A 14,216-nucleotide genomic window follows, 5' to 3' on the forward strand; every position below is an offset into this window, starting at 1 on the left:
CTCACTGCCCCCTTGTCTCGAGCTGAAATGCGAACGTCCTCAGGGTATCCGGGCACCGAGGTGGCGCTCCACCGATTTTCCGGCCGCGAGCACCGCGTTCGGTTCGGGAATCGACCAGGAAGTTTGCCGCCATTCGCCTGTTGGAACATGATCTAGCTGCGGTTTTCTACTGACCGGTAAGCGACACTCGGTTACCGAGAGGCACTGGTACTGGTTACACTCCGGAGCCATGACGAGTGTCCAGCACCAGCCCGCATCGGAATCGGCGGGCGCCCCCGATATCCACACCACCGCTGGGAAGCTGGCTGATCTGCGGAATCGGCTGGAAGAGGCCAAGCACCCGATGGGTGAAGCCGCGGTCGACAAGGTACACGCCAAGGGCAAGATGACCGCCCGTGAGCGCATCCTGGCACTGCTGGACGAGGGCTCCTTCGTGGAACTGGACGCGCTGGCCCGCCACCGCAGCGTGAACTTCGGCCTGGAGAACAACCGGCCGCTCGGCGACGGCGTGGTGACCGGTTACGGCACCATCGACGGCCGCGACGTCTGCATCTTCAGCCAGGACGTCACCGTCTTCGGCGGCAGCCTCGGCGAGGTCTACGGCGAGAAGATCGTCAAGGTGATGGATCTGGCGCTCAAGACCGGTCGCCCGCTGATCGGCATCAACGAGGGCGCGGGCGCGCGCATCCAGGAGGGCGTCGTCTCGCTCGGCCTGTACGGCGAGATCTTCCACCGCAATATCCAGGCCTCCGGCGTGATCCCGCAGATCTCGCTGATCATGGGCCCGGCCGCTGGTGGGCACGTCTACTCGCCCGCGCTGACCGACTTCGTCGTCATGGTCGACGGCACCAGCCAGATGTTCGTCACCGGACCGGATGTCATCAAGACGGTCACCGGTGAGGACGTCACCATGGAGGACCTCGGCGGTGCGCACACCCATATGACGAAATCCGGTGTGGCGCATTACGTCGCCTCCGGTGAGCAGGACGCGCTGGACTACGTCAAGGATCTGCTGAGTTACCTGCCGAGCAACAACCGCGCCGAGGCCCCGCGCTTCCCGGCCACCGACCCGATCAACGGCGCCATCGAGGATTCGCTCACCGACGAGGACCTCGAGCTGGACACGATCATCCCGGATTCGCCGAACCAGCCCTATGACATGCACGAGGTCATTCGTCGCCTGCTCGACGACGACGAATTCCTCGAGGTGCAGGCCGAGCGCGCGATGAACATCATCGTCGGCTTCGGCCGGATCGACGGCCGCAGCGTCGGCATCGTCGCCAACCAGCCGACCCAGTTCGCTGGCTGCCTCGATATCGACGCCTCGGAGAAGGCCGCGCGCTTCGTGCGCACCTGCGATGCCTTCAATATCCCGATCATCACCCTGGTCGACGTTCCCGGCTTCCTGCCCGGCACCGGCCAGGAATACAACGGCATCATCCGGCGCGGCGCGAAGCTGCTCTACGCCTACGGTGAGGCCACTGTGGGCAAAATCACGATCATCACCCGCAAGGCCTACGGCGGCGCCTACGACGTCATGGGTTCCAAGCACATGGGCGCCGATGTGAACCTCGCGTGGCCGAGCGCCCAGATCGCGGTGATGGGCGCATCGGGCGCCGTCGGTTTCGTCTACCGCAAACAGCTGCAAGAGGCCGCGAAGAGCGGAAACGATGTCGACGCGCTGCGCCTGGAGCTGCAGAACGAGTACGAGGACACCCTCGTGAACCCCTACGTGGCCGCCGAGCGCGGGTACGTCGACGCGGTCATCCCGCCCTCGCACACCCGCGGCCAGATCGTGTCGGCGCTGCGTCTACTCGAGCGCAAGATGGTCTCGCTGCCGCCCAAGAAACACGGCAACATTCCACTGTGATCAAGCGATAACCTCCATGGGCCGCGCACACTGGTTGCAGAGACGCAATGAGTCGATTCGAGGATGAGGGTCGCTTGGTCCATATGTCTTCGAGTCGGGCATAGGCTCGATCGCAATAGAGAGAGGATCTGGCACCGTGACGACCGTGGCAGATGAAGATGTGTTGACCGCCGTCGAACTGGATCTCACAGTCGACCCGATCGCGGATGCGGTCGAGGCGAGCGCACCGGCGGCAGCACCGGCCCCCGCGCCGGCCGAGCAGCCGTTCATCCGAGTCATCAAGGGTGCGCCGTCCGATGAGGAAGTCGCGGCGCTGGTATGTGTGCTGTTGGCGGCCGCGAACAGCGCCGCGCCCGGCGGACCGGTCGGCCCGGCCGACTCCTGGGGTCGCCCGACCCTGATGCACCGCGGCACCTCGCCGTTCTCGCCGTACTCTTTCCCGCAACTGTCACACCTGCGCGACTGATCGGATGACGAGACTCGTTCTCGCCTCCGCCTCACCCGCCCGCCGCGCGGTATTGCGCTCGGCGGGCATCGAACCCGTCGTCCAGATCTCCGATGTCGACGAGGATGCCGTCGCGGCGGCACTGCCGCCGGGCACGGCGCCCGAGGTCGTCGTGGTAGAGCTCGCGCGGGCCAAGGCCCGGTCGGTGGCCGCCGTGATTCCGGATTTCGCCGCGGATTGCGTTGTGGTCGGCTGTGATTCGATGCTGCTGGTGGACGGCGAACTACAGGGCAAGCCGCATACGCCCGAGGTGGCGCGGGCCCGCTGGTCCGCAATGGCAGGGCGCAGTGCGGATCTCATTACCGGCCATTGCGTCTTGCGCATGCGAGACGGCGAAATCATCGCCGAATCTGTCGACTGCAGTTGCACCACAGTGCATTTCGCCAAGCCCGAACCCGAGGAACTGGACGCCTATATCGCGACCGGGGAGCCCTTGCAGGTCGCCGGGGCGTTCACCCTGGACGGGATGGGCGGATGGTTCGTCGATCGCATCGATGGCGATCCGTCGAGCGTTATCGGGATCGGACTACCACTGCTGCGCCGACTGCTTGGCGACGTTGGGATCGGCATTGCGCAGCTGTGGCGCCACTCGCCCAGCTGACGGCGGCGCGATCCGCGCGTCCGCCCCGGCCTCCGCGCCGATCGGCACCGGTGTCGCCTCGCGCTCCGGCTCCCGCCGTGCCGCCATCATCTCCAATCGGATTACGCAGAGTTCTGGCTCGACGAACGGTTGCAGCCGGACATTGACCTCGCCGCGCACCCCGTTGCGATCGAGCACCTCTTTGATCAGGCCCAGATGCACGCCGCACACCACCTCGGAGTGCGTGCGCGCGAGTTCGCGCAGCGGGCACGCGGTGAGCCGGATCAGGACTTGCTCATCGGTTTCGGCGGCCGCATCACGCTCCGGTGCGAAACCGAGTTCGGACATCAGCGTCATGGTGACGTCCTTGGCGTCCTCCAGCGATTCGACCGCATGGTCACCCGCGTCGAGTTTGGCGCCCCAGGCACGTCCGGCGGCAATGGCCGCCTCGGAGCGACGCCGCGGATCGGGGCCGAGCTGGTCGGCCAGGACCTGAGCCAGTTCCTGATAACCAACCGATCGCTGGACCGCGCTGTAGCCGATGCGTGGCCGCCCACGCCCGCGCGGCGGTTGTTGGAACTGGCGCACCAGCGATTCCCTGGTAAGCACATCCAGATGGAACCGAACAGTGGTGACGTGCTGTCCGGTGATTCTGGCCAGTTCTTGGGCGTCGAGAGGTTCGCTGGCGCCACGTAGGATCGCGAGCAGTCGACGCCTCGGCCAAGAATCGGACATAGCTCACCCCTCCTCCCGGGAGACTTTATCGGATGAGGGTGCGATTTATTCGCCCATTCAGCCGATTTGTGATCTGAAACGAGTTTCACTAACGCCTCACACCGAACATCGGCGTGCGACCCGAACCGCTATAACCACCCGTCTACCTCGTATGAAGGACCCACACATCGTGCCCGTTGCCCCGGATCCTCATCCCGCTTTCGGTTCGTACGCACATCCTCACCGACTAGTAACCACAGAGTGGCTGTCGGCAAACATCGGCACGCCGGGACTGAAGATCATCGAGTCCAACGAGGACATCCTGCTCTATGACATCGGTCACGTTCCCGGCGCCACCAAAATCGACTGGCGTGGCGATCTCAACGATCCGGTTACGCGTGACTATATCGACGGTGCCCGGTTCACCGAGTTGATGCGCGCCAAGGGAATCGAGCGCGACGATACCGTGGTCATCTACGGCGATCGCGGCAACGCGCAGGCCGCGCACACGTTCTGGGTCTTCACGCTGTTCGGGCATCCGGATGTGCGACTGCTCGACGGCGGACGGGACGCGTGGATCTCCGAGGTGCGCGACACCACGTTCGACCTGCCCTACCTGGTGCGCAGTGAATATCCGGCGGTCCGGCGCGACGACAGTTCGGTGCGCGCGTTCCGCGAGGATGTGCTCGCCCATCTCGGTAAACCGTTGATCGACGTGCGCTCCCCCGAGGAGTACGCCGGTGAGCTGATCCAACCACCGAGGTATGAGGACACGGCGCTGCGCGGCGGACATATTCCGACCGCGGTGAACATTCCGTGGACCGAGGCCTTCCACAGCGACGGCCGCTTCCGTTCCCGCGCCGAATTGGACGAGATCTATGGCGCGCTCGCGGTCGCGGACGATCTGGTCGTCTACAGCCGGGTCGGCGAGCGATCCAGCCACACCTGGTTCGTACTGACCTATCTGCTCGGCTTCGAAAGCGTGCGCAATTACGACGGATCCTGGACCGAATGGGGCAATTCGGTTCGCATGCCGATTGCCAAGGGGTATGAACCGGGTGAGGCACCGACGGCCGGTACCCGCAAGGCGCGAGCCCGATAGCCGTGATCTGGGCGCATCACATCCGAGAGCACATTGTGATGTGTGACCTACTGTGGAGTAGGCCTATCCGAGTGCGGCGGTTGTTGGCAGACTGCCTACACTCCCCCGAGACGGAAGTTTGTCGACCACGGGGCGACCAAGAAGATTGCTAACAGGAGGCTCAGTGCCCAGCCATGCCAGCGCGCGGATATCGAAGGTACTCGTAGCTAACCGAGGCGAGATCGCCGTTCGCGTGATCCGGGCGGCCAAGGATGCCGGTATCGGCAGTGTCGCGGTGTACGCGGAGCCGGACGCCGATGCCCCCTTCGTGAAGCTCGCCGACGAGGCGTTCGCCCTTGGCGGGCAGACCTCGGCCGAGTCGTACCTCGTCTTCGACAAGATTCTCGACGCCGCGGCCAAGTCCGGCGCCGACGCCATCCACCCCGGCTACGGATTTCTCTCCGAGAACGCCGATTTCGCCCAGGCCGTCATCGACGCCGGGCTGATCTGGATCGGCCCCTCCCCGCAGTCCATCCGCGACCTCGGCGACAAGGTCACCGCGCGCCACATCGCCGAGCGCGCGAAGGCGCCGATGGCGGCGGGCACCAAAGATCCGGTCAAGAACGCGGCCGAGGTGGTCGAGTTCGCCAAGGAGTACGGCGTGCCCGTCGCGATCAAGGCCGCCTTCGGTGGCGGTGGTCGCGGTATGAAGGTCGCGCACTCCATCGAGGAGATTCCGGAGCTGTTCGACTCCGCCGTGCGCGAGGCCACCGCGGCATTCGGTCGCGGTGAATGCTTCGTCGAGCAGTACCTGGACAAGGCCCGCCACGTCGAGGCGCAGGTCATCGCGGACAAGCACGGCAATGTCGTGGTCGCCGGTACCCGTGACTGCTCGCTGCAGCGCCGGTTCCAGAAGCTGGTCGAGGAGGCGCCCGCGCCGTTCCTGACCGATGATCAGCGCGCCCGCATCCACGCTTCGGCCAAGGCCATCTGCAAGGAAGCCGGCTACTACGGTGCGGGCACCGTGGAGTACCTGGTGCAGGGCGACACCGTGTCCTTCCTCGAGGTGAACACCCGCCTCCAGGTCGAGCACCCGGTCACCGAGGAGACCGCCGGAATCGACCTGGTGCGCCAGCAGTTCCGCATCGCCGAGGGCCACGAGCTGGCGATCAAGGAGGATCCGACGCCGCGCGGGCACGCCTTCGAGTTCCGGATCAACGGTGAGGACGCTGGTCGCGGCTTCCTGCCAGCGCCGGGTCCGGTTTCGGTGTACCAGGAGCCGAGCGGTCCCGGTGTGCGCGTCGATTCCGGTGTGGTGCAGGGCAGTGTGATCGGCGGTCAGTTCGACTCGATGCTGGCCAAGCTGATCGTCATCGGCGAGAACCGGGAGCAGGCGCTGCAGCGGGCCCGGCGCGCGCTGGCCGAATTCCACGTCGAGGGGCTGGCGACGGTCATCCCGTTCCACCGCGCGATCGTCGAAGATCCGGCATTCATCGGTGACGGCGAGAAGTTCGACGTCTACACCAAGTGGATCGAGAACGAGTGGGTCAACACCGTCGAGCCGTACAGCCCTGCCGGTGCCGCCGCTGACGAGGACGAGGATCTGCCGCGGCAGAAGGTCGTCGTCGAGGTCGGCGGACGTCGGGTCGAGGTGTCGCTGCCGGGCAACTTCACCGTCGGCGCGGGCGCCGCGGGCTCGGCCAGCAATGGCGCCGGAGTGATCCGCAAGAAGCCCAAGCCGCGCAAGCGTGGCGGCTCCGGTGGCGGTGCGGCCTCCGGTGACGCGGTCACCGCGCCGATGCAGGGCACCGTCGTCAAGGTCGCGGTCGAAGAGGGCCAGTCGGTCGAGGCGGGCGATCTGATCGTGGTGCTCGAGGCCATGAAGATGGAGAACCCGGTCAACGCGCACAAGGCCGGTGTGGTCACCGGCCTGTCCGTGGAGGCGGGCGCGGCCATTACCCAGGGCACCGTGCTGGCAGAGATCAAGTAAGTAAACAGCTGGCGAAGACCGTCTCGGAGCGGGCGCTGGACACCGACGTCCGCGCCCGCTCTGTCGTATCGTGGTCCGGTGACCAGCTCTGCCGTCGTGCCCACCGTCGCGGAGGTCATCCGCGGCCGACGTGAATCAGCCAGCCGCGCCGACGGATATCGCCTCGCCTTGGTCATCGAGGGTGGTGGCAGCCGCGGCGTCTACTCCAGCGGGATGGTGCTGGCGCTGGAAGAACTCGGGCTCGCCTCGATCTTCGATGCCGTGTACGGCACGTCGGCCGGTGCGATCAACGGTGCATGGTTCCTGTGCGGGCGGGCGCAGTCGGCAACGCGGGCCTGGACCGATCCGGTGATCATGCGACGCGCGGTCGATCCGGCCCGGCTGCTGCGCGGGCGGCCCGCCTTCGATCTGGACTACCTGGTGAACCAGGTTTACGACGGCATCGTGCCGATGGATTTTCCGGCAATTCTGGCCAATGCCACCACCTTTCATCCGATCGGCACCGATGTCCGAACCGGGCACGCGGTAGATCTGCGCCGTCACATCGTCGACAAATCCACGCTGATGACCGCGCTGCGAGCCTCGGCGGGGCTGCCGATTCTCGCGGGTCCACCGGTGCCGCTGGGCGGTGCCGAATATCTCGACGGCGGGCTGTCGGAAACAGTGCCGATCCGCACCGCGGTGCGCGACGGGGCGACGCACGCCTTGGTGCTGCGCACCCGGCGCACCGATGAAAAACGTCCGCCCGCGTCACGGTTGCACCAGGTTGTCGGGGGCAGCTATCTGCGCGTCCGGGCACCCGGCGCTTATCGTGCCTGGTTGCAGCGGCCGCATCAGCAGGCCATCGAGGACCGCTTCCTGGCGGGCCTCGGAGCGGCGGCGCTACAGATCCACCCGCCCAGCGGCTCGCCGGATGTGGACAGCGCCGCACGCGATACCGCGCTGCTCGCCGCGGCATTGATGATCGGGCGGCAAGCCGTGCATGCGTCCTTGGCGGCCTCAGTTCAGCTCGACGGTGGCGCCGTTGGAGAACATGAAGTCGTGTAGTTCGAGCCGACTCGGGGTGGCGTCCTGCGGGACGTCGAAAACCAGCTGGGTGGTGGCCGATTGGCCGGGCTGGAGTTCGAACGAATAGCCGTAGCGGCGCTGGGTGGTCTGCCACATGGTCGCGATGGCGTTGTGGTCGACCTGGCGGCCCTGGGTGTCCACGAGCCGTTGGCCGACGGGCAGGAACCACTTCGGCTCATCGGAGATATTGCGGACCGCGACCGTGACCACGGAGTAGGAGCCGCTCGCATTCTGCAATCCGATCCGCGGGACACCGGAATCCACCGAGCTGACCACGAATTCGAACTTGCCGTCGCGCACCGGACTGTTCAGACCGGCGGACCCCGGCGCGGGCGGCTCGGCCGATTGCGCGGTATCGCCGTCGCGCACCGCGACCGACGGATCAGTCGTGCGCGTGCCGCCGCCACTGCCGGTATTGCCGAACGCGATGAGCGCGGCACATCCCGCCGCCAGCATGAACGGGGTCAGGAATATCACGACGAGTGCGCCGATCATCCTGGACAGGAAGGACTTGCGGCGCCGACGCTGTGTTCTACGCGGGGGTGTTGCGATCCATGGGCGGCGTTGTGAGACCGACCAGCGAGGGGCGACCGGAGCGCGCCATGCTGCTCGCTTCGGTTGTGGTGCAACGCGTTTGACCGGTCGGACGAGCGGTTGCGGTTGGACCGCAGCACGATTCGGCGACCACGGTGAATGCTGTTGCGGTGCGGCGGGTCCCGCTTGGGCCGGTGCCAGTCGCGTTGCCACGAGTGTGGGTGTCGGGCCGGGCTCGGGCAAGACCTTGGTCGGATTGAGTGGCTTCGGCGACTTGACCAGTGGCGCTGGCGATTCTGCCGATGGGGTCGGTGCAGGCGTCTCTGGCCGTACCGGAGGGTGTGGTTCGACTCGTGTCGGCGGGTACGTCTCTACCCGCGTCCGTGGCGGCTGCACATCTGCTAGCGGCCGTTCTGTCTGCGGTAACGGCGTGTGCGGTTGCGGACGACCCTCGAGCGGGGGCTGCGGTGAACCTGACTGCGACGCACGGGATTGCGGGACATCCGAGAACGGCTGCGGTGGAGCCAACTGCGGCGCGTGCGACTGCAGTGCAACCGGGGGCGGCTGCGCGGACGGCTGAGACTTCAGTGTCGAGGGCTCGGCAGCGGGTGTGGGCGAGCTGGGTGTCGATGAGTGCGGGGTGGTGTGTGGGCGACGCGCGAAAGCGGTGGCTGCGTATGCGGCGGCGGCGAATTCGCGGGCGGTCGGGTAGCGCTGGGTCTGGTCCTTGGCCATACCTCGGGCGATTACCGCGTCCAATGCCGGTGGGACCGCAGGGTTCACGGTTGATACGTGAGGCGGGGCGGTCATCAGGTGGCCGTGCATTTGGCGGGCCGGGTCGGTGTCGCCGTAGGGGCGGCGGCCGGTCAGGCATTCGTAGAGGACGCAGGCCAGGGAGTAGACGTCGGAGCGTGCGTCGACGGTGCCGTTGAAGCGTTCCGGCGCCATATAGGCCCAGCTGCCGATGGCCATGCCGGTGGCGGTGACGGCCGTCTGGCCAAGGCTGTGCGCGATGCCGAAGTCGATGAGATATGCGTGGCCGCCGGTACCGACCAGGATGTTCGACGGTTTGACGTCGCGGTGGATCAGCCCGGCTCGATGCGCCGCATCCAGACCAGATGCCGCCTGCGTCACGAAGTCGACGGCCGCGATGGGTGTCAAAGTGCCGACCCTGGTCAGCATTTCGGACAGGTCGATGCCATCGATGTACTCCATATCGATGTACAACCGGCCGTCGAGTTCGCCGAAACCGTGAATCGGCACGATGTGCGGATGCCGCAGACTCGATCCGAGCCGCGCCTCCCGCTGGAATCGCTTTCGATAGTCCGTGTCGGCGGCCACATGCTCCGCCAATACCTTCAGCGCGACCGTGCGCCCGGTTTCGCTGTCATGCGCCAGCCATACCGCCCCCATACCGCCTCGCCCGAGCAAACGGTCGAGCCGGTACTTCCCGAACTGTTCCCCCATCACTGACCTCCATCGCTGGGACGAGGCAGGTGGCCGCGCCGTTGCGGAGTGGGGCGGCAACCCGATCGAAACCGCATCGCCCGAACCTCTCCCGACCCTAACCCCGCCAGCCGCCATCGAACAGTGTGAGCTCCCCTACGTAGTCCTACTCACCGAGCGATATCCGCCTTTCCCGGGCGACGCTCACTTGCCCGGCTTGGCGCGGCCACCATGTCCGGGCTTGCCCTTGTTGGGCTTGTCGTTGCCCGAGTCGCCATTGGCCGAGTTGTCCACATGCGGATTTCCATTGCCCACGATGGTGGGCTCCGACTCCTGTTCGGGTAGCTCGCCGAAAGGCTGCGCGGGAACCCAATTCGCGATACCGACACCCACTGTTCGACATGCGAGCGATGTGCCATCCACGGCAACGGCATGACCGTCGACATCTGGATCGCACGGCTGCCCAACACCCGGAATCACCACATTCGGCGATGCCGCCTGCGCCGATTCGGTCGGCACCAGCGATACGGGAGCAGTCGGTGTGCTCCGCCCGGACGACGGTGCCGCAACCCTCGTTTCACCCCCAGGCCGCCCCAACCACAACCCCAGCCCGATCATCCCAACCAACGCGGCAATAGCGACAGTCGCATACCCCGCCCCAACTCCCCGCTCCCCCCACAACTCATCATCGCGCCCCGACTCCCCCACACCCCCGCCGACCCACGTGGCCTCACCCGAAGTCCCAACATCCCGCGTCCGCTCAGCCGCGCCCGCACCACCCTGCATCGACTGGTCCCCAGTCCAGCCGCCCCACATCGAATCACGCGCAGCACCGCCCTCCCGCATTCCCCCATCCGCAACCTCGCCGCCCCGCATCGTCCCGCCCACAGACCCGCCGAGCCACACCGGTCCGCTCCCAGCCCCGGCGACCCACGTCGCCCCAGGCATAGACCCGGCGCCTTGCACCCCCGCGCCCACTGCCCCACCGACCCGCGCCGACACACGCGCAGCCCCTGCCTCCCCCATCGCGGCACCCTGGTCGCCACCGGCCAAGGTCGGCTCCGGCGTAGGTCCAGCCTCCCGCGTCTCCGTGGCTTCGAACGGTCCGTCCTGCATCGGCTCACGCTTAGTCCCGCCATCGAGCATCTGCCCAGCTACCCACCTCGGCGCACTCGCAGGGTCGGCGATCCCGCTGGTCCGCATCGGCCCACCCGCAGACTCGGCGTAGCAGCCCCCGGCATCGACCCCGAGCGACTCGGCCGTACACCATGGCTCGAGTGGGCCATAGTTGTTCGGCTCGGTTTCTGCGGCGATCTCGACTGTCGATGCCTCGCGACCGGTCGCGGCGGTATAGGCCGTGGCGGCGAATTCGCCTGCGCTGGAATAGCGTTGGCTGGGGTCCTTGGCCATGGCGCGGACGATGACGGCGTCCAGGGCCGCGGGTACGGCGGGGTTCAGGATGGCTGCGCTGGGTGGGGCGGTCAGTAGGTGGGCGCGCAGTTGCTGTGGGGAGTCGACATTGCCGAAAGGCCTTTGGCCGGTCAGACATTCGTACAGGACGCAGGCCAGCGAGTATTGGTCCGCACGCGCGTCAGCGACGCCGTCGAAACGTTCCGGCGCCATATATGCCAAGGTGCCGACCACATTGCCGTTGGCTGTGATCGCGGGCTGGTCGATGCGATGTGCGATGCCGAAGTCGATCAGGTGGACGAACCCGGTCGGACCCACCATGATGTTGGACGGTTTGACGTCACGGTGCACCAGACCGACCCGGTGCATGGCATCGAGCGCCATAGCGGTCTGCGCGATGATCGCCACAGCACGCGCCGGATCCAGCGGCCCGGAATCCCGCAGCAATGCGCTGACATCGGTGCCCTCGATGAACTCCATATCGATATAGAGGCGGCCGTCGAGTTCGCCGAAGCTGTGGATCGGAACCCGGTGTGGTCCGGGGGCCTGCGCCGCCAGGCGGGCCTCCCTGGTGAATCGCAGTCGGCAGGTCGGATCGGCGGCGTGCGAACATGCCAGCACCTTCAGTGCGACGCAACGGTCGGCGACGGTGTCCCGAGCGAGCCAGACCTGGCCGGTCCCACCGCTGCCGAGCAACCTATCGAGGCGGTAGTGGCCAAACCACGCCTTGCCCATGTCCAACCTCCTACTACCTTCCCTTCGTCCTTTAGCTACCCGAAATCCGCACCGGCATTACATAATCCGTGAATCCGATCCGGCAGCAGAGGCGATCATGACGCAATCGGGCCGCTCGGCGTCGCGAAATTCGACGAGCTCGGGGTCGAGGCGGCAGCAGGAGAACGTTCGGTGAAAGCGGCTAGCCTTGCTGTTATGAGTGACCTGCCCGAGATTCGCATCGGCACCGCGGAGCGTGAGCAAGCGATGCAACGCCTGTCCGATCATTTCGCCGCCGGGCGGCTCAGCGTGGCGGAGTTCGATGAGCGCAGTGCCGTGGTCGCGGCCGCGCTGACCCGCGGCGACCTGGAAAAAGTCTTCATCGACCTGCCCGAACCAGCCCCCGTCGCCGCGGCGCCCGCCAAGCCCGACTCCGGGTTCCTCGACGAGTGGCCGGAGCGGGTGATGGCGGTGATCCCGATCCTCGCGGTCATCCTCTTCTTCGTCACCGGCAGCTGGCTCTGGTTCCTGGCCATCCCGCTCGCGGGCGCACTGCTGTTCGGCGGTCGGCACGAACACCAACGCCGCCGCCCGCGCGACCGCCGACGTCGCAGGTTGCTGGAGGACTGATGGAGCCCGTCGAAATCAATGCGGGCACCTGGTACCTGCGGGCCCTGCGCGCCGACGACCGCATCGATGACCGCCCCGCCCTCGCCGCTGGCGGCATCACCGATCCGAACTACGTCACCCTCCGTACCGAGCAGTGGGATGACGAATCCCACTTCTCTTGGGCCGTCTGCGAACCCACCACCGCCGAACTGGTCGCCGAAATCGTGGTGACGCCCGGCGCCGACAAAACTGCCGAACTCTCTGGCTGGGCCCGTCCCGGTTACCAGCCCGCCCTCGAAACCGGCATCACCGCGGTCCGGCGCTTCGTGGAAGGCGGCCTCGGCCTGCGACTCCCCTGAGTCAGCGCATCACACCGGTGTGCCCGGTGGAGTAACGGCCCGGCTGCGGCCAGATGGTGAGACCGTGCGCCCCGCGCCCAACGGGTATGCGCGCCAACAGGTTCCAGTTCTCGATATCGATCGCGTAGACCTCACCATGGTGTCGACCCGATACCCAGAAAACCCGCCCGTCCGCGGACAGATTACCCATGTCCGGACTGCCGCCGCCGGGGATGAACCACTTGTGCACCAACTTGTTCGCGGCGAAATCCCAGACCGAGATGCTGCCCTCGTGCCGGTTGGTGATGAGCATCTGTTTGGAGTCGCGGGTGACATACAGGCCGTGCGTACCTTTGCCGGTCGGCACGAAACCGGTGTTCTCCCACGTCGATACGTCGATGGTGTAGATGCCGTCCGCGACCATATCGGCGATGAAGAAGGTCCGTCCGTCCGGGGAGAGCTTGACGTCCTGCGGCATGCCAGCACGTCCGCCGGGCAGGTCGATCATCTTGACCACCTTGCGCTCGGCCACATCGAAAACCAGCATGCGGCCGATGAATTCGCAACTGGCCAGGGCGAATCGACCGTCGGCGGTGAAGTCCATATGGTCAACACCCGCGCAGTCCGGCACCGCGAGCGCATGCATCTTCTGCCAGGTGTGCGGATCGTAGAAGTCCAGCGACTTATCCGCCTCGGCGACGACGAGCGCGTATCGGCCATCCGGCGTGTAGTACATGTTGTAGGGGTCGCGCACTGGGAACGGCTCGCCGGGTTTGCCGGTGCGCGGATCGATCGGCAGCAGGGTGCCCCCGCCGATCGGCAGATCGTTGGTGACATACAGCGTCTGCATGTCATAGGACGGGACCACATGCTGGGGTTCCCGACCACCGGCCGAGAAATTGTCGATCACCTGGAAGGTTGCCGGGTCGATCACCGTTACCGAATGCGATTCGCTGTTCGGCACGTAGACCAGGGGCCGATGATAGGCCACCGCCGGGCTCAGCTCCCGGTTCGCGGCATAGACGTCGGTCGGCGACAGCGGCGGCGGCATGCCGGGGAGCAGATTCTCCAGATACGGCGGTGCCGCGCTGGTCGGGGCGGCGACGGTGGTGGGTGGCGCAGTAGTCACACCCACCGATCCGGCCTCGCTCGGGGCGCACCCCGCGACCGTCGCGAGGACGGTCAGCGAGGCGAGCAATGGTGCGCAGCTTCGGTGTTTGCGCTGTCGGTTCACGCGCTGCACCGTGCCAGGAGGTGGTGAAGACGAGATGACATGGGTGCGAAGCCTAGGCGCTGCCGCAGGGATTCCACAGCAATCCCCGCCAGGGCATGAGGGATTGCCCGAATCATCCGGAAA

Annotated in this window: 12 protein-coding genes; 8 read left to right on the forward strand and 4 right to left on the reverse strand. The window is 66.4% G+C overall.

Annotation, left to right across the window (positions count from 1 at the left end; translation table 11 throughout):
• The first annotated feature begins 229 nt into the window (after positions 1–229).
• The 3 genes from ACQP1T_RS33770 (at position 230) to ACQP1T_RS33780 (ending at position 2,976) form a co-directional block, all read left to right on the forward strand.
• Complete coding sequence (locus ACQP1T_RS33770; protein ID WP_433757057.1) at positions 230–1,870, forward strand: acyl-CoA carboxylase subunit beta; 1,641 nt, start codon at positions 230–232, stop codon at positions 1,868–1,870.
• Between the two features lie 136 nt (positions 1,871–2,006).
• Entirely contained in the window at positions 2,007–2,336 is a 330-nt protein-coding gene (locus tag ACQP1T_RS33775; RefSeq protein WP_433757058.1) for an acyl-CoA carboxylase subunit epsilon, read from the forward strand.
• Positions 2,337–2,340: 4 nt separating this feature from the next.
• Positions 2,341–2,976 carry a Maf family protein gene (locus ACQP1T_RS33780; protein ID WP_433757059.1) on the forward strand — a complete coding sequence of 212 codons (636 nt, stop codon included), beginning with the start codon at positions 2,341–2,343 and terminating at the stop codon, positions 2,974–2,976.
• Here the strand turns inward: ACQP1T_RS33780 and ACQP1T_RS33785 are convergent.
• A complete protein-coding gene (locus ACQP1T_RS33785) occupies positions 2,902–3,690 on the reverse strand; it encodes a helix-turn-helix transcriptional regulator (RefSeq protein ID WP_433757060.1) in 789 nt (262 codons plus the stop codon). The two genes, ACQP1T_RS33780 and ACQP1T_RS33785, sit on opposite strands and share 75 nt — an antisense overlap.
• A gap of 169 nt (positions 3,691–3,859) precedes the next feature.
• Here ACQP1T_RS33785 and ACQP1T_RS33790 point away from each other — a divergent pair, with 169 nt between their 5' ends.
• The 3 genes from ACQP1T_RS33790 (at position 3,860) to ACQP1T_RS33800 (ending at position 7,787) form a co-directional block, all read left to right on the forward strand.
• Positions 3,860–4,771 carry a sulfurtransferase gene (locus ACQP1T_RS33790; RefSeq protein ID WP_433762470.1) on the forward strand — a complete coding sequence of 304 codons (912 nt, stop codon included), beginning with the start codon at positions 3,860–3,862 and terminating at the stop codon, positions 4,769–4,771.
• A gap of 163 nt (positions 4,772–4,934) precedes the next feature.
• Positions 4,935–6,740, forward strand: coding sequence for an acetyl/propionyl/methylcrotonyl-CoA carboxylase subunit alpha (locus ACQP1T_RS33795; protein WP_433757061.1), 1,806 nt, complete (start codon positions 4,935–4,937; stop codon positions 6,738–6,740).
• 78 nt (positions 6,741–6,818) lie between these two features.
• The gene (locus tag ACQP1T_RS33800) at positions 6,819–7,787 is read left to right on the forward strand and encodes a patatin-like phospholipase family protein (RefSeq protein WP_433757062.1); all 969 of its coding nucleotides are present in this window, start codon (positions 6,819–6,821) and stop codon (positions 7,785–7,787) included.
• On the opposite strand, the gene ACQP1T_RS33805 is transcribed toward ACQP1T_RS33800, so the two are convergent.
• Positions 7,740–9,809: a protein kinase domain-containing protein gene (locus ACQP1T_RS33805; protein ID WP_433757063.1), complete on the reverse strand. Its 2,070-nt coding sequence runs from the start codon at positions 9,807–9,809 to the stop codon at positions 7,740–7,742. The genes ACQP1T_RS33800 and ACQP1T_RS33805 overlap by 48 nt on opposite strands.
• Positions 9,810–9,992: 183 nt before the next feature.
• Positions 9,993–11,933 carry a serine/threonine-protein kinase gene (locus tag ACQP1T_RS33810; RefSeq protein ID WP_433757064.1) on the reverse strand — a complete coding sequence of 647 codons (1,941 nt, stop codon included), beginning with the start codon at positions 11,931–11,933 and terminating at the stop codon, positions 9,993–9,995.
• Between the two features lie 195 nt (positions 11,934–12,128).
• Here ACQP1T_RS33810 and ACQP1T_RS33815 point away from each other — a divergent pair, with 195 nt between their 5' ends.
• Complete coding sequence (locus tag ACQP1T_RS33815; protein ID WP_433757065.1) at positions 12,129–12,542, forward strand: DUF1707 SHOCT-like domain-containing protein; 414 nt, start codon at positions 12,129–12,131, stop codon at positions 12,540–12,542.
• Positions 12,542–12,880, forward strand: coding sequence for a hypothetical protein (locus ACQP1T_RS33820; RefSeq protein ID WP_433757066.1), 339 nt, complete (start codon positions 12,542–12,544; stop codon positions 12,878–12,880). The genes ACQP1T_RS33815 and ACQP1T_RS33820 overlap by 1 nt, the downstream gene beginning before the upstream one ends.
• Before the next feature lies 1 nt (position 12,881).
• On the opposite strand, the gene ACQP1T_RS33825 is transcribed toward ACQP1T_RS33820, so the two are convergent.
• Positions 12,882–14,093, reverse strand: a complete 1,212-nt coding sequence (locus ACQP1T_RS33825) for a hypothetical protein (protein ID WP_433757067.1) — start codon at positions 14,091–14,093, stop codon at positions 12,882–12,884.
• Positions 14,094–14,216: the final 123 nt, after the last annotated feature.

Origin of the sequence: Nocardia sp. CA-135398 (genome assembly GCF_050955845.1) — a bacterium.
Classification (GTDB): Bacteria; Actinomycetota; Actinomycetes; order Mycobacteriales; family Mycobacteriaceae; genus Nocardia.